Raw genomic sequence first — 16,347 nt, 5'->3', positions numbered from 1 at the left:
CCGACGGCGCCTCACGCTCCACGAGGGAGCGGATAGCGCTGCCTCTCGGTTCCTCGGACGTGTTCAGGAGTCCGCCCGCGTCGGCCCCAGGGCGATCGCCGGGGTGGTTGCACGGCCCGGCAGCTGTCGCAGGTAAGTGTGCCGGTCTGCCCACAGCTGCCAGGTGTGCATCTGTGCCGTACTTCTCAGCGGTCCACGGTCGCGCTGATGGCGGCGGATCCGAAGCTGCCGTCCGGTCCGATGAGGGCCTTGCCGTCAAAGTGGGTGCCCAGCCCGGCATCAGGGAGAGCCATGAGCGTGAAGGTGCAGATGACGGGTTCCCTGTCGGTGGCGGGGTCAGTGTTCAGATGCAGGCCGCCCTTCACCGTGACCGTACGGCCGTCGTCTGTGGTCGTGGAGGTCAGGTTGCCTGTCTGATGCGGGCTGACCATGCAGTAGCCGAAGGACACGCCGCCAGTGAAGCGGAAGCCGGTGGGTGCGGTGAACGTCTGTTCCACCTCATGCGCGGTGAAGGGGGATTCTCTGGAGTCGAGCCAGATGTTGACCGTGGTGGACTGGCCGGCTTCAGAACCCATCTCTGAACTTCCCCTGATCGGTTCCATCAGGCGTCATCTGGCGGGGGTGGCGTGATCAGGTCCATGCCTGGGTAGCGGCCGGTGACGAAGCCCGCAGCTTCGTAGACCGACTTTCCGGCCTCGCTGGCGTGCAGTTGGATGTAGTGGATGCCGGCTTCGTGGAGCCAGTCGACCGGTTCGGCGCCGTGGAGCTGGTGCACTGTGGCAGCGATCTGGAGGCTGCGGTGTCGGGGCCGCCGGCGTGGCGCGGTGGGACCCCTTGGTCCACGGCGAGCCGGAAGAGGGCGTGGTCGACGGCGCGCGCAGCTGTCCGCCTGCAGGCCATGGGCAGGGTGCCGGCGCGGGCGAGGGCTTCTTCCGGGCTCGGGCCCAGGCAGCGGGTCGTGGTAGCCGACGGTCTTCATCTGCGCGGCACTGTCGGACAGCGTCGGCGCCGGCCCGCGGGCGGGCAGCTCCTCCAATGCCGCCGGCAGCGTGAGACAGCGCTCGCGCACCAGGTCATCGGGCATCCCGAACACGTGCCAGTCCCCCGGTACGACCTCCTGCCACCACATCCGCGGCCTCGGCACACCCATCCCCCTCCCCGGCACCCGCCCGCGGGTGGGTGGGTGGGTCCTTCCCCGAGTGCGAACCCCCGGTGCTCATTTCGTCGACTGGAGTTCGGACAGCAATGCATTTGAAGTTATCCACTGCAACTGACAACGGCACCGGAACCTGACGTGCGCAGAGCCTGTTGAAGAACCGTCACCTGTCTGAATGCGATGTGTTCTCCCTGTCACGGCCGATGGGGGCCTCGAGCGACCCGCGGGATGCGGTCACGCTTCGGCACGGCCGCAGCATCAATGCGATGACCTGGGAATTTTCCATGGATCGGGAGATCCGGCACCACCCCTGGTGGGGTCTCTGCCCCAGGAAGGAAGTCCCGTCGGACGCGGGTTTCGCATCCCGGAAGGGCTTCGGAAACAAGCCAATAATTCCAGCATTCACGCGGCCGGGAACTCCAGTTCGAAAGCCCCTGCTCGCCTGCACAGTGAGCCTCTCGGGGACGGTTGCGGTTCCATCGCGGCGGGGCCGCGCCTTGCTCCATTTCTCTCCGCGCGGCCCCGCGCCCCGTTTAGCATCGGGCAGGGCGGGGGAAGAAGCCCCGCCGCGTGCGTCCGCGGGGGTAGGGATTACGTGCAGCGCTCAGTCGTTTTCGTCCATGGCACCGGTGTGCGTGAAAAGTCGTACAACAAGACCTTGATAACGGTGCGTTCGGCGCTGGAGGGGCTGCGGCCCGGCTCCGAGGTGCGAGGCTGTTTCTGGGGCCGGGAGGCCGGAGCGCGGCTGGCGCTGGACGGCGCGAGCATCCCCGGCTACACGGAGTCCCTCGGCGGCCGAAACAAGGATGACGAGGACGTCGCTGTCTGGGGTGTGCTCTACCAGGACCCCGGTTACGAGTTGCGTCTGCTTGGTCTGCGCCCCGCCGCTGCCTCGGGGATGGGCCGCGGCCAGAGCCCCGCCCGGAAGCTGCTCGACGAACTCGCCGGTTACGTCCCCTCCGCGCAGGTGCGTGCCGCCTTCGTCGCGTACGACCTGGCTGACGCTCTCGACCGCGCGCTCCGCGAGGTCGCCGCGTCGCCGGAGCTGCGGGACGCGGCAGCTACGGCGGACGAGGGCGGCTACGAGCACCGGCACGCCTTCGCCCGGGCCGTGACGGCGGCGACGCTGGCGTACGCCGTGGGCGGAGGAGCCGACGCTCCGGACGGCCTCCAGCGCGATGCCTTGCTCTCCCTGCTCGGCGCCGATCTGCACACTCAGGGGCGCACGTTGGGCGGCACTGTCGCCAAGGCTGCCGCCGCCCCCGCCCTGCGTGCTCTGACCTGGCATGCCCGGCGCCGCCGAGGCGCCCACAACGACAGCCTGCTCGTACCCGCCGTCGGCGACATCCTCCGCTACCAGGCCCGAGGCCAGGCGCTGCGCCAATTGATCAAGCGTACTGTCGGCCACACCCCCGGCGACGCCGTCACCGTGATCGCCCACAGCCTGGGCGGAGTGGCCTGCGTCGATCTCATGGTGGAGGAGGAGATCGGCCGGGTCGACCAGCTGATCACCGTCGGCTCCCAGGCCCCCTTCTTCTACGAGGCCGGCGCCCTGGTCTCCCTCGAACACCCCCAGCAGCCGCCCGCCCACTTCCCGCGCCGGTGGCTCAACCTCTACGATCCCCGCGACCTGCTCGCCTTCCGTGCCGCCCAGGTCTTCCCCGGCGTCGCCACCGACCACGAGGTCGACAACCACCAGCCGTTCCCGTTCGCGCACAGCGCCTACTGGGACAACCGCCAGGTCTGGACCGCAATCGGCACATGGCTGGGCTGAGAGCGGTCGACGACCCCGCGCGCGTCCATGCCGTGGTCGTCGGCGTCGAACGGTACCCCCGACATCCCGACTGGGATCTGCCCGGCGCCGTGGACGACGCCCTGCGCTTTCACAAGTGGCTGCGCAAGGGCGGGGTGCCCGAGGTCAACATCCGGCTGCTGCTGGCGCCCGACGAGGACAGCCGTGCCCGGCTGGACGCGCTCACCAGGGCCGGTGAGCTGATCTGGCAGCAGGCCTGGACCCGGGACGAACTCATGGACGCCTTCACCCAGGACCTCGATGACCGCACCGGCGATCTGCTCTACGTCTACTGGGGCAGCCACGGTGTGCTCGGCCAGGGCGACCGGCGTCTCCTGCTGTGTCCCGACGCCTCTCCGAAAGACAAACGCTGCATCGACACCGCCAACCTGCTGGAGTACCTCCAGCGCGATGATCTGCCAGGCTTCACCCAGCAGGTGCTCCTGTTCGACGCGTGCGCGACCTTCCTGGAGCACCACAACCATCCGACGGGACCCGCAGTCGCCGACTTCCCGACGGTACGCCGCCGTCCCGTCGGGCAGTTCGCCCTGTGTGCGGCCGCCGCCGGCCAGGTCGCCGAGAACGACCCGGTCGTACGCAGCGGCGTCTTCTCTCACACCGTGCTCGACTGGCTGGAGACGAACGCTGCCGATGTGCACCCGGACCTGGACGTCCTCCTCTCTCACGTCCGGACGGCCACGCCCGGCTCGCAGACCCCCGTCAGCATCGACATCCGCGCTCTGGACGGCTCCCGGGAGCGCCTCTTGTGGCCCGGGACCCCGCTCCCGGCCTCGACCGGCCGCAGCCAACTCGCCCTCGCCCTGCACGACGTGCTCGACGGCGACCTGCGGGCACGCTGCCTCGAGCACCTTGCCGTCCACTGCCCCGGCACGCATCTGGGCGCCTGCCCTTCCGACGAACAGCTCGCGCACGCCCTGCTCGTGGCCGAACGGGCCATGGCTGCCCTCGTCGAGCTGGTGCACACGCGCAACCGGGGGGCCGCCGATCAGCTGCTGTCGCTGGGCCGGACCCACGGCGTGCCCGGCTTGCTGTCCCCCTTGGAGTACGCCTCTTTGCGGGAGACGCTCGACCGGGCACCTCGCCTGCCGCCGACGGCGCAGATGATCGCGGCCGTACGGGCCGCCCAGCCGTTCGAGCGGGCGTGGCTGCCGCCGAAGTCGCAGGAGGCCCCTGCCGTGGTCCAGCTCATGGCGTGTGTGGAGCACTTCGAGGAACACACCGGCGGGCAGAGCATGGCGCACCCGGGCAGGCAGTTGGTGCCCGCGGTTGTCCGCTTCACCGAACTGCTCGCAGCGCTCCTTCCCGCCGTCCGTGCTGAACTCCACGCGTGGGCCGACCGGGTAGCCCGTCGGCTGGGCGTCGACGACGGCGGTCTGGCCGAGCGCCGCGCCGAGGCGCTGGACTGGGCGGACACTCTCGACCCTGCGGTCGGCCGGCCCCGTGTCGTGGCCCAGCTGGACGCTGCGTCGGCCGACCCCGCCACGGCCGGGGACAGCGACGAGCGCTACACCTGCGTCATGTGGCTCGGCACCGGTGCCGGCGACCTCGTGCAAGCTGCCGAGCAGAGCGTGATTGCCTTGTCCCCGCGGGACGTGGTGCGCCGGATAAAGCGAACCCTCTCGCTTCTGCGCACGGTGACCGATGAGGCCCCGGTCGTCGAGATTCTGTTGCAGCCCGACGCCGTCCAGCTGCCTGTCGACTCCTGGAACGGCGCCGACGACGGCGACGATCTGCCCATCCTGCTGGGCGTGGAGTGGGCGACCGCCCTGCGCTGCGCTCCCCTGGCCGCCGAGCGCGAGGAACAGAGGCAGGACGGCATCAAGAGCCGTTGGGCGGGACGGCACAATGACACGGTGGTCTTCCTCGACGACGAGCACACCCAGGGATATGCGGGCTATGGCGCCCTGATGGCGGACGTCAGCGCGGCCCGTGCCGTGGTGCGGGCGGGGCCGGACGGCCGGGACCGGCTGGTGCAGGCGGCCCTGCGGCTCGGCTACCCGGTCGTGCTGTGGGACCGGCGGGCGGCGGGCCAGGTCCAGGACACCCACTTCGAACCGCTGCGGCCGAAGGAGGCCGTGGACGGGTTGCCCTGGCGGGTCCGGGACTACAGGGCCCGGGCGTGTGTGAACCCGGCGGCACATCCTGTGTGCCCGGCGGTGGTCTTCGAGGCCGCCGACCGCCCTTTGCCACCGGTGCTGTCCCTGACCGGACTCTCCGGATTCTCTGACCTTCCCGATCCTTGCGCCCCCTGCGACTCCGAAGAGGCGAGCCGTCGATGACCCAGCAACCCGAAACGGAATCCCCCCAGGGACCCGGCTCCCCCGCCGGCCAGGAAAACTGGCAGCTCTTCCGGGGCAATGGTCAACGCCGCACCGTCCCGATCCCCCAGGCCCCGCCCTGGCGGCGTTTCGCAAGCCCTGAGAACGACGGCACCGAAGGCGAGACAACCCGGAGCAACGGCGCCAGGGCCCATTACGTCATCGGCCGCGAGGAGACGGACGTGGTCAACGCGGCCATCCACCTGCGCCGGCCGTTGCTCGTCACCGGCCACCCCGGCACCGGCAAATCCTCCCTCGCGGCGGCCATCGCCCACGAACTGGATCTGGGCCCCGTACTGCGCTGGCCCGTCAACAGCCGTTCCACGCTCCAGGACGCCCTCTACCGCTATGACGCCATCGGCCGCCTCCAGGAAGGCAATCTCGAACGGGGCCCAGGTGACCTCGGGCCCGGCATCGGCTCCTTCCTGCGCCTCGGCCCGGTCGGCACGGCGTTCGTCGCCGAGGAACGCCCCCGGGTACTGCTCGTCGATGAGTTGGACAAGGGAGACATCGACCTGCCGAACGACCTGCTGACGGTCTTCGAGGAGGGCACCTTCGAGATCCCGGAACTGTCCAGGCTGCCCGAGGACCAGGCCGAGGTCGACGTCCTGACCGCCGACCCGCACCAGCTGGCGAAGGTGCGGCGCGGGATGGTGCGCTGCACCGAGTTCCCGCTCGTCGTCATCACCAGCAACGGCGAACGCGACTTCCCTCCTGCGTTCCGTCGCCGTTGCCTCCCCCTGCACCTGGGCGACCCGGACGAGGCCCGCCTGCGCGAGATCGTCGAGGGCCACCTCGGCCCGGAGGCCCTCGCCGACGCCGGCGACCTGGTCATGGCGTTCCTGGCCCGGCGCACCGTCGGAGAACTGGCCACCGACCAACTCCTCAACGCCGTGTTCCTACGCCGGGGAGGAGTCCGGCTGGACGCCGACGGCCTGCTGAAAACCGTCCTGCACCGGCTCAACGCGGACGGCTGAGGATGTTCGGGGAGCTGCGGGACGTTCTCGAAACGGGCGGCGGGCTGCCCATGGAACAGGGGGAACTCCTCGACGTCCTGTGGCTCGCGCCACGTGTCCCCTCGGGCCCGGCAGCGCCCCTGGCGGGGCACGCCCCGGACACCGCGCTCCCCTCGTCCCCGGATCTCGACGCCACCGTCCCCAACTCACCAGCAGCTCCCGGCTCCGCCCCCGGCCCGGGTCGGGGAAATCCTGAGGAAGGCACCCCTCGCCCCCACACCGCCCCTCATCTGGCCGTCGTCTCCGGGCCGTCGGCCGTCGAACTGCCGGGGGGAGCCCTGTGGACCCCCGGTGTCCGTTCTCTCGGCCCGACCCTGCTCCTGGACAGGGCCCTGCGCCCGTTGAAGCGGCGCGTACCGAGCCGCCGCCTCAGCGAACTCGACGAAGCGGCCACCGCCGCCCTCCAGGCTGACACCCGCACCCCCCAGCTGGTGCTGCGCGCCCGGCCGGAGCGATGGCTGCGGCTGGTCCTGGTCATCGACGGCGGGGTGTCCATGCCCCTGTGGCAGCGGCAGTGCGCCGATCTCAAGGGCCTTTTCGAACGCAGCGGCGCCTTCCGTCAGGTGGAAACCCATCAGATCCACTACGGCACCGAAGTCCGCCTCGGGCGCCCCTGGAGCACCGCGCAGGCGACCCGGCCGGCGGATTCGGTGGCGGACGTATCGGGCCGAACCATGGTGCTGGTGGTCACCGACGGCACGGCCATCGCATGGCGCGACGGCCGGCTGCGCCCGGTGCTCGAAGGCTGGGCTCGCTGCGGCCCCACCGCCGTGCTCCACACACTTCCCCGCCGCCTGTGGGCAGGCTCCGGAGTCCGGGCGGACACCTGGCAGGTGATGTCCCCGCGCCCGGGCGCGGCGAACACCACCTGGACGGTGACCGATCAGGTGCTTCCGCCGGCCGTTGCACCGCCCCCGCCCGTTCCGGTACCCGTCTTGGAACTCACCCCGGCCGGACTCGCTGCCTGGGCCGCGGTGAACACGATCGTCGCTCGGCCGATCCCGGTCAGCCTCTGGGCTCCCGACCGGCCCAGGACGCCCGCCGGCCTTGCCACGCTCCCCGTGTCCGTCCGGGACTTCGCGCGCGCCGCCTCCTCCGAGGCCCTGCGCCTGGCCGCGCACTTGGCGGCGATGGCTCCGATCACCGTGCCCGTGATGCAGCTGGTCCACTCCTGCCTGGACCAGCGCCAGGGCCCCGTCCCCCTGGCTGAGGTCTTCCTCGGCGGCCTGCTCCAGCCTCTGCCATCGGCCGACCGCTCAACGGGCCGCCACCGCCTGTTCGACTTCACCCCGGAGGCCAAGGACCTCCTTCTGGACGCCGTCCCCACCGCCGAACTCCTCGCCTGCGGCCGCCGGGTGGGCGAACGCATGGAGGCCCTGATCGGCCACTCCTCGGACTTCCCGGCCTGGCTCCGGGACGAGAACGCACCGGGGTCGACCGCACCGTTCGCCTATCTGGGGTCAGCGTTGCAGGCACGGCTGGGAGTGGCCGGGGCGTCTGCCGACGTGGTGGCCCTTTCGCCGACGGACGAGGAGACGACGGCCGCACGAACGCCGCCGGCAAAGGAGTTCACCTGGGTGGCGACCGAGGGGCTGGACGCATCGTTGCGGCTGCTCTGCGGGGCAGTGGGTGTTCAGATCGAGGAGGCTCTTCCCCGCTGGGACCACGTGATGGACCTCGTGGACTCCGTCGCCGGGGCGAGAGGCGAACCGCCCGCCGACGTACGGCCCCGGCTGCGGAAGCAATACCTCGATGCGTTGCTGCCGCTGTGCCCCGTGGAGGTCAGGAACACGTTCTCCCGCGTGCGCGGTGTCCCGCAGTATGCCGACCTGCTGCTCCTGCATCTGGTCATGTACGTCCACAGCCGGCCCGCTGCGGCGCGGATGAGCGAGGCACAGATCGCCGAGGATCTGACGCGGTACCTGGACGAGCGGGGCCTCCACCTGCGCGGTGAGCGCCGGCCAGGACGGACTCGCCGGCCCGACCTGCTCTGGCGCGTCGACGACCGGTACTGCCCTGTGGAGATCAAGCGGACCGGATCCCCTTTCTCCTGGCCGTTGAAGACGCAGGCCGCGCAATTCGTAGCCGCGGATGATTCCGCCACGGCAAGCTTCCTGGTCGTCGTGGACGACGACGAGAAGCCGGACGGAGCGGCCCCGCTCGACAAGTGCGTGGCCGTCTGGCCGGACCTGCCGGTCGTCGGACTGCGCCTGCAGACTGGTGCCGCGACGAGCCTGCAGACCCTGCCAGGATCCCGCAGGGCCTGCATCGTCGTCGACATCGTCGGATACGCGAAGATGGGCCGGACCACCCAGCGCAGGAAGCAGGAGGCGCTGCGCGACATCCTCGACCACGCGGTGCGGATGGCCGGGGTCTCCCGCCACGCGTGGGTGCGCCAGGACCGTGGCGACGGCGCCCTCGTCCTGTTGCCCCCCGGAGCGGACGCGCCAAGGGCCATCCCCGGCTTCGTCGATGGCCTCGCCCAGGCGCTGCGGCACGCCCGTGCGCAGGGAAACGCCATGCGCGTGAGGGTCGCCATGGACATCGGCGTCGTCACCATGGAGGAGCACGGTGCCGCAGGAGATGCCGTGCTCAGCTCCGCCCGCCTGGCCGATTCGGCTGTCCTGAGGGGGCCCAAGGCCGACTACACGCTCATCGTGTCGGACCTGCTGTACGAGGACGTACCCGGGTTCCACGGCCGCTTCCGGCGCGTACGGGTGGAGCACAAGGGCTTCGAAAGTTGGGCGTGGCTGCAGACACGGTCCTCGAGACTCCCCGATCCGGAACGCTCGAACGCGGTCCTGGTCGGTACCGGTCTCTACACAGAGCTGACCGACCTGCCCCAGGTGCACGCCGGACTCCGCGACCTGGCGCTGCTGCTCAGCCATCCGTCGGACGGAGCGTTCTTTGGCGAGCGCGTCATGGTGGTGGAGAATCCGGAGACCGCGTCAGAGATCCTGGATGTCGTCCAGCACGCGGCGGCCTCGGCCGACGACACCCTGCTGGTGTACTACGCCGGACATGGCCTGTACGACTCGGTGTCGGGAGAGCTGAGCCTGGCGCTTCGCTCCACCCGTGCGAACGCGCCCGTCAATGCCGTGCCGCTCGACCACATCCGCGCACTGGTCCAGCACAGTGCGGCCCGGCACAAGATCGTCATCCTGGACTGCTGCTACAGCGGTCACGCCGGGCGCCACGCTCTGCCCGGGGTCTTCAACGTCGTGCCGGACGGTGATGTCACGATCCTGGCCGCGTCGCACCAGCTCGCGGTGGCTCCGCCGGGAAACAAGTACACAGCGTTCACCGGCGATCTGATCGACGTCCTGCGCAACGGCGTGGCCAAGGGATCGGAGGCGATCTCCGTGCGTGAGCTGTACGAGGAGCTGCGACGCCGCTTCAGGGGGGACTTCCCGCCGCCGACGCTCACGACTCACAACGACACCGGCCAGATCGCCCTCGCCCGCAACCCGGTCCGCCGGCCACGTCGCCCATAGACCTCGCCACAACGCCTGCCCGTCCCCGACGGCGGGGTCTTCGCGAACTGGCACGCGGGCGCAGAACCGCGGAATCCCGCCGTCGAATTCTTCGCGAAACGCGCAGGCGTGAGCCGTCCTTCGGGAGTCCAGATCGCCTGGCCCTCGGTGTTCCAGCCGGCGAGGCCCGCAGCCGATTCAGGGTGGCCGCCGTAGATGCCTTCGTCTCCGTACGCCGCCCAGATGGCTCCGTGGACGTCAGTGACGAGGGCGGGGATGTCGTCGCCGACGCAGAACTCGGCTTCAGGTGTGCCCGATGGGGAGAACACCACCGCGTTGGACGTCCAGGGGCCTTCGGTCCCGTTCCGGAAGGTGCGGCCGCTCACCAGCAGGAATCCGGGAGCAGCGCCAAGTGGCTGGGCCGCATCCGGATGTCCTTCACCAAGATGCGCCGCTCCTCCTGCTCCGTGACGGTGACCAACTCACCGGTGAACGGGGCTTCCGGCCTCCACCCGATCCACCCCTTGGCGTAGCGGGCGCGATGAAGGTGTCGCCGGTGGACCAACAGGACCGCGAGCTGCCCGGCAGGCCCGGCGCTCCACCAAAGGGCTCGATACCCGCGTACGGCGTCGGCAGTGGGAAGCTGCCACACCTTGTGTACCGCGGCATCGGAACGAGCAGTCGTGGGGCGCAGATTCATGGCGGTCGCCTCTAGGACTCCGGGAGCTGAGCTGCCCGAAGGGCGCCACCTTACCGGCCCTCGCCCGGTCCGCCTCCAGCGGCAATCCCTCCAGCGTCCGTGTCTCAGACATCCGGTGCCGGAACGCTCCTCGAACTATGCCTCTCGCCTGGGCGTTCGCCACCACGCCGAGGCGGCCTTCGCCTGGTCATGTGCTGTGGCCGAGGGGCACGTGACCAGGCGAAGGCCGTCAGGGTGAGTCTGCTGCCCGAAGCTGTTCCGGGAGGCGTTCGCGGAGGCGTCACGCTTCCGGAACGAGGTGTACGCGTGTCTGACCGTGCGGGGCGATGAGCTGTGCGGGCCGGCGGATGCGGTGTTGTGCGCTCCGGGTGCCGTGCACTCGGCGGTGGGGCTGACGTTGCTGCCCGGCAGGGCCGCCGACCGGCCCGAAGTCCTCAGCGAGTCCGCAGCCACACCGCCAGCACACCCACTGCGGCTGTGCCGGCCCCGTAACACGCGCCCCGCAGGAACTGGGTGGCTGCGATGCGCCGCCGTCGCAGGACCCACCGCGCGACATCACATGTCGCCCGGCCGCAGTGCACCCTCGTGTCGGACAGCCTTCGTCCGAGGACCTCCCATTGGCCCGGGGGTGTCGCTTTCCTCCTGGGGCACCCTGTGCGGGCGCACCGTACTGTCATGGCGGTTGCACCTTCCCTTCCTCGGCGTTGTGGTCTTCTTCGGGCAGCCGGGCGTGCTCGCTCGGGGCCCCGCCGGCCCGGGTGGCTGCGGCCGGCGCTGTGGTGGAGCCGGACGGGCGGGCAGGTGTCACCGGCCGGCAAGGGCCGGCATCAGGTGGCCGGCCTGCGCGGGACGGAGCAGCTGGAAGGTGACCTGTCCGCCGGCATCGATGCGGGCTCCGTGCACGGCGGGTTCGGGCAGGCTGTTGTAGTGGAAGGGCGTGGAGAAGTAGTAGGCGCCGGTGTCCGGGACGACGACGAGGTCGCCGGCGTCGAGGAGGGGCAGCGCACGGTCGCGTGCCAGCAGGTCCCCTGCGAAGCAGCACGGGCCGGCGATGTCCTGCGGCACCGGCGGGCCGTGCTTGGCCCGGCCGTCGGGGTCGTGGGCCTCGATCCGCAGGGGCCATGCGTCGGGGGCGAACACCGTCCGCGTGGCAACCTGTGCGCCCGCGTGGGTGATGGCGACGGGGCGCCCGCCGGCGGTCTTGGTGTACTCGACGTACGCGGCGGTGAACCCGTTCTTGGCCAGTACGGAGCGGCCGAACTCGGTGACGATCTCGTAGGTGCCCGAGAACAGGGCCGGTGCGTGTTCGCGCAGGTGGCCGACGTAGGTGTCGAAGCCGGGCGTCGTCTCGTCGGTGTCGAAATTGACCGGCAGTCCTCCCCCGATGTCGATGCCGGTGACCTGCCGGCGGCCGAGGCGGGTGTTGATCTCCTCGGCGAAGTCCACGGCTTTCGCGATGCCCTGGGCGATCAGGTCCGGGGGGCAGCCCTGGGAGCCGATGTGCGTGTGCACCCAGGTGAGCCAGGGACGGTCCTGGTACGTCCGCAGCAGTCGTTGCCGGTTGCCCTCGTCCTGAAGGGGGATGCCGAACTTCGAGGTCGTGGTGGCCGTGCTCATGGCGGTGATGGAACCGCCGCCGATCTGGGGGTTGACGCGCACGCCGATCCGCGAACGGGAACGGCGGGTCGCCAGGATCTCGTCCAGCCGTGAGAGTTCCTGGAAGCTGTCCGCGTTCACGGCGATTCCCAGGCTCAGCGCCCGGTCGAGTTCGGCCCGGGTCTTGGCCGGGGAGTCGAACACGATGTGTTCGGGTTCGAATCCCGCCTCCAGGGCCTGGGCGAGTTCGCCGGCGCTGGCGACCTCGCAGCCCATGCCGTTTCGGCGCAGTTCCTCGAGTACGGGAACCAGGCAGTTCGCCTTGGCCGCGAACGCGTGCAGGACCTGGGGGAAGTCGCGGAACGCCCGGTGCAGGGACGTGACGGTCTCACCGACGCCGTCGAGGTCGACGAACCCGGCCAGCAGGGCCGTCTCGGGTTCCAGGAGTCTTTCCTGTACTGCTGCCCGCAGAATCCGTTCACGCCGGCCGGCCTTGTCCGAACCGTTCATGCTGCGTCCTCCCTGAGCCGGGGTCTCGGCGCCCCGCGGTTGGCCGTGGGGCGGACCACCAGCCTCTCGTCGCAGCGGTGCGGGTGTCTTCGTCGCAAGTCCCGGTGTTCGGCCGCTGCGTTCTCACCGTGGAGCGAAACCGCGGGCCCCCGGTGGCCTCCTTTGGACTCGGGCACGAAGAAGGCGCCCTTTCTTCGTGGCGGACGCTCACGTGCTCATGCTTCGCGGCCGCCACCGCGCTCGAGGAGGCGCAGTTGCAGTTGGGCGAGGAGGCGGGCGTCGGGGTTGCGGAGGTCGAGTCCGGAGAGTTCGGTGAGCCTGTTGATCCGGTGGCGCAGGCTGTTCGCGTGCACGCCCAGCGCCCGGGCGGTGTCCGGCACGTGACCGAAGTGGTCGAGGTACGCCCGCAGGGTCTGCACCATGGTGCCTGCGCCTTGCCCTGCGTCGAGGGCCACCAGGCGTGCCACCGGTGTCTGCGGTGCCGGGGCCGGTCCTGTCAGCGTGTCCAGCATCTGGTTCAGGGCGATCGTCTCGGCCACCTCGTCGGCGCAGGCGACGGTACGGTGCTGGCCCGGCGAGAGCAGGGCTCGCAGGGCCAGGTCCGCCGACCGGCGGGACGCGGGCAGGTCCGCCAGGTTTTCGACGACTGTGCCCAGACCTATTCGCGCTTCCGGTCCGGACGCGTCCGCCACTTGCACCGCCAGTGACTTCCCCAGACGCGCGAGCTGTTCGGCGGCCCGCCGCCGGTCCTGGTGCAGTGCGCCCACCAGGACCAGGGCGCCCTGGCCGGCCGGTACCACCACCGGCATGAGGTCGCCGGCACCGCAGCACACCGCCAGCAGGGCGTGCAGCCTTCCGGCTCCCTCTGCTGTGCAGGAGGCTCCGGGGCGCACCGCCAGGGCGGCGCAGTGCCCGTGTGCCGGGATGCTGGTGAGTTCGCTCAGCACACCGGCCGGTCCCCGCCCGTCGAGCAGCGCACGGGCCGCGTCCTGGACCAGCCGGGCGTGCGTGCGGTGCGAGCGGTGGTGGAGCAGGTGTGCGGCGGCCACCCGCGCTGCCGAGCGCAGCGTGTCGCAGGCGTGCGAGGGGAGGTCGCCGCCCGCGGCCGCCACCCAGATCGAGCCGAGGATCTCTCCGCCTGCCCGGACCGCCATCACCAGGCGTTCGGGGTTCTCTCCGTGTGCCGGCCGGTGGATGACATCCCCCGAACCCCACAGCGCCCGGAAGAAGCCGGCTTCCCGCATGGCGGCGACGCGCCACTCCGGCACCCGGCGGCCGAGGATCGTCAGCCGCCGCAGCTCGTCCACGTCCTCCTTCGTGGACGAGTACGCCAGGACCCGGGACTCCACGTCCTCGATCGTGACCGCGCCGCCGACCAGGAGTGCCACCGCGTCGGCCAGTCCGTTCAGGTCGCCCGGTGCCACCGCCGGATCGGCGGGGACCCCGGACAGGACCAGAGCGGCCCGCAGCATCCCGACCAGCTCGGTCCAGCCGCACCACGCCGTCCGGAAGAGCACCGCCATACCGGCGTCCTCGGCCGCCGCCCGCAGCGCGTCCGCGGGCCGGCCCGACCTTCCCTGCCCGAAGACCACCGCGGCCGCGGCCGCGCCGGCGGCGTCGAGCACGACGTCGACGGCGGCGGCCGACCCCGGGTCGATGCCCACCGCGAGCAGCATCTGCCCCCGTAACAGCCCGGGTTCCAGCGGGTCCAGCATCGTGACCCCCTCGACCACGGCCTCCAGACCGCGCTGTGTCGTGCACGGTTCGAGCGCACCGGCCCCCATGACCGACAGCAGCCTTTCCATCGTCGGCCCCGACACGGCGGCGTCCCCCTGCTCGACGATTGTGTTCAGCACCATCTGGGCCCCCGTCACGTCGGCACGTCGCGTGACGGTGAGTGTAGGAGGAGTCAGGGGAATGACGCGAGACGTCCCGGAATGTTCCTGCTGGTGCCCCTCGGGTATGAGGGACGCGAAGTGGGTCCCGGTCCGGCCTGTGCTGCCGGTGCCGGGCCGGCCGCGTGGTCTCACCTGGAGATGCGGGTCACGACCAGTCGTATGGCCAGTTCCAGGGTCGCCCGCGTGCTGTCCTGCCTCACCCCGGCGGGAGGCGGCACCGACTCCTGCCTGACGGCGGTCCTGCGGCACCCTTACGAGGACTGGACGGCACGGTTCAGCCATCACGTGCGGCGTTACACCGTCAGCGAGACGCTGCTGGTGGTCGAGCTGTTCGGCCAGGCCTCCAGGGCCGGTGCAGCACAGCGGCTCGGCGATCCGCGGTGGCTGGAGAACGCGGTCGGGCGGCTGGCGCCGCAGCGGCCCCGGACGTACCGTGCCGCGCGGGACGCGGTGGCGCAGGTCCTGGAAGGCTGAAGCGCCCCGGGTGATCCTGGGGACGTGCCCGGTGCCTGCGTCAGGAGCCGGCCGCGTCCGTCCGCCGCCCCGGACAGGCTCCGTCTGCGGGACGCGGGGGCTGTCCTGGGGGACGCGGGGTGCGCGGCGGGGACCTCACGGCCGCCAGTCGCCCGCGATCTTCAGCAGCCGGTCGTTCTCCTCGGGGGTGCCGATGGTGATCCGTGTTCCCTCGTCGCCGAAGGGGCGCACCATGACTCCCGCCGCCTCGCAGGCGTCGGCGAACGCGGGTGTGTGCGGGCCCGTGCGCAGCCAGACGAAGTTGGCCTGGCTGTCGGGGACGTTCCAGCCGGCGTCGCGCAGGGCACGGGTGACCTTGGCCCGTTCGTTCATCAGGGTCTGTACCCGTTCCAGGAGTTCGGGTTCCGCGTTCAGGCAGGCCCGCGCGGCGGCCTGGGCGAGTCCGTTGACGCCGAAGGGTACGGCGCAGGCCCGCAGTGCGGCCGCGACCGGCGGATGGGCGACGGCGTAGCCGACGCGCAGTCGTGCCAGCCCGTAGGCCTTGGAGAAGGTGCGCAGGACGGCGACGTTGGGGCGGTCGCGGTAGCACGCGATGCCGTCGGGTACATCGGTGTCGTCGACGAACTCGCGGTACGCCTCGTCGAGGACCACCAGCACGTGGCCGGGGACCCGGTCGAGGAAGTGCTCGAGCTCGGTGCGGTGCACGGCCGTGCCGGTCGGGTTGTTGGGGTTGCAGACGAAGACCAGGCGGGTGCGGTCCGTCACGGCGTCGGCCATGGCCCGCAGGTCGTGCCGCTCGTCACGCAGCGGGATCGGTACGGGAGTTGCGCCGGTGGCCCAGATGAGCTTCGGGTAGGCCTCGAACGAGCGCCAGGCGAACACCACTTCGTCGCCTTCGCCGGCCGCGGCGCGCAGCAGGTCCTTGGTGACCCCGAGGGATCCGGTGCCGGGTACGAGGTGTTCGGGGGGCACGGCGAGGGCTGCGGACAGGTCCGTGACCAGTTCGCTGCTCGCCGGGTCGGGGTAGCGGTTGACGCGTCCCAGTTCCTCGCGCATGGCGGCGAGGACCGACGGCAGCGGAGGGTAGGGGTTCTCGTTCGACGACAGCTTGTCCACCAGGTCGCTGGGGGCGGGTCGGCCGGGGACGTAGCGGGGCAGTCCGGAGACGTCGGCGCGCAGGCGGGGGGCTGGTGTGGGCATCGGGGCTTCCTGGTCGGGGGGCGGGCGCTCGTGCGGGGGGTGTTGGCGGTCGGGGGCTTGGGGGTTCGGGGGGCGCGGCGGGGGGCGCGGGGGGGGGCCCGGCCCCCCGCCCCCCCCCGGCCCCCCGCCCGGGGGGGGGCCCCCCCCCCCGGGGGGGGCGGGGCCCCCCCCCCCCCCCGCCGGCCCCCGCCAC

At 71.3% G+C, this 16,347-nt stretch carries 11 protein-coding genes; 5 read left to right on the top strand and 6 right to left on the bottom strand.

The window, feature by feature from the left end; translation table 11 throughout:
• Positions 1-185 precede the first annotated feature (185 nt).
• The gene (locus tag ACFYW8_RS34525) at positions 186-575 is read right to left on the bottom strand and encodes a hypothetical protein (RefSeq protein WP_389087247.1); all 390 of its coding nucleotides are present in this window, start codon (positions 573-575) and stop codon (positions 186-188) included.
• A gap of 26 nt (positions 576-601) precedes the next feature.
• A complete protein-coding gene (locus ACFYW8_RS34520) occupies positions 602-775 on the bottom strand; it encodes a hypothetical protein (protein WP_389087243.1) in 174 nt (57 codons plus the stop codon).
• Positions 776-1,787: 1,012 nt separating this feature from the next.
• On the opposite strand from ACFYW8_RS34520, the gene ACFYW8_RS34515 reads away from it, so the two are divergent.
• From ACFYW8_RS34515 to ACFYW8_RS34500, 4 genes are read left to right on the top strand one after another with little or no spacing between them, the layout of a single operon-like run.
• Complete coding sequence (locus tag ACFYW8_RS34515; RefSeq protein ID WP_389087238.1) at positions 1,788-2,930, top strand: hypothetical protein; 1,143 nt, start codon at positions 1,788-1,790, stop codon at positions 2,928-2,930.
• Positions 2,918-5,248, top strand: coding sequence for a hypothetical protein (locus ACFYW8_RS34510; protein WP_389087233.1), 2,331 nt, complete (start codon positions 2,918-2,920; stop codon positions 5,246-5,248). The genes ACFYW8_RS34515 and ACFYW8_RS34510 overlap by 13 nt, the downstream gene beginning before the upstream one ends.
• Entirely contained in the window at positions 5,245-6,264 is a 1,020-nt protein-coding gene (locus ACFYW8_RS34505; protein WP_389087229.1) for an AAA family ATPase, read from the top strand. The genes ACFYW8_RS34510 and ACFYW8_RS34505 overlap by 4 nt, the downstream gene beginning before the upstream one ends.
• Positions 6,265-6,266: 2 nt before the next feature.
• Positions 6,267-9,797 (top strand): SAV_2336 N-terminal domain-related protein, encoded by a 3,531-nt coding sequence (locus ACFYW8_RS34500; protein ID WP_389087224.1) that lies wholly within the window; start codon positions 6,267-6,269, stop codon positions 9,795-9,797.
• A 361-nt stretch (positions 9,798-10,158) separates the two neighbouring features.
• Here the strand turns inward: ACFYW8_RS34500 and ACFYW8_RS34495 are convergent, their stop codons facing one another.
• The 3 genes from ACFYW8_RS34495 to ACFYW8_RS34485 all read right to left on the bottom strand — a co-directional run bounded on the left by ACFYW8_RS34495 (position 10,159) and on the right by ACFYW8_RS34485 (position 14,441).
• Positions 10,159-10,476, bottom strand: a complete 318-nt coding sequence (locus ACFYW8_RS34495) for a hypothetical protein (RefSeq protein WP_389087219.1) — start codon at positions 10,474-10,476, stop codon at positions 10,159-10,161.
• An 804-nt stretch (positions 10,477-11,280) separates the two neighbouring features.
• The gene (locus ACFYW8_RS34490) at positions 11,281-12,582 is read right to left on the bottom strand and encodes a diaminopimelate decarboxylase (RefSeq protein ID WP_389087214.1); all 1,302 of its coding nucleotides are present in this window, start codon (positions 12,580-12,582) and stop codon (positions 11,281-11,283) included.
• A 215-nt stretch (positions 12,583-12,797) separates the two neighbouring features.
• Entirely contained in the window at positions 12,798-14,441 is a 1,644-nt protein-coding gene (locus ACFYW8_RS34485; protein ID WP_389087209.1) for a PucR family transcriptional regulator, read from the bottom strand.
• A 198-nt stretch (positions 14,442-14,639) separates the two neighbouring features.
• On the opposite strand from ACFYW8_RS34485, the gene ACFYW8_RS34480 reads away from it, so the two are divergent.
• Positions 14,640-14,954: a hypothetical protein gene (locus ACFYW8_RS34480; protein WP_389087204.1), complete on the top strand. Its 315-nt coding sequence runs from the start codon at positions 14,640-14,642 to the stop codon at positions 14,952-14,954.
• A 135-nt stretch (positions 14,955-15,089) separates the two neighbouring features.
• On the opposite strand, the gene hisC is transcribed toward ACFYW8_RS34480, so the two are convergent.
• Positions 15,090-16,154, bottom strand: a complete 1,065-nt coding sequence (gene hisC / locus ACFYW8_RS34475) for a histidinol-phosphate transaminase (RefSeq protein ID WP_389087199.1) — start codon at positions 16,152-16,154, stop codon at positions 15,090-15,092.
• Between the last annotated feature and the right edge of the window lie 193 nt (positions 16,155-16,347).

The organism is Streptomyces sp. NPDC002742 (genome assembly GCF_042888885.1).
Taxonomy (GTDB): domain Bacteria; phylum Actinomycetota; class Actinomycetes; order Streptomycetales; family Streptomycetaceae; genus Streptomyces.
The sequence above is the reverse complement of the archived record's forward strand: the minus strand, read 5'-3'. Positions and strand labels throughout refer to the sequence as shown.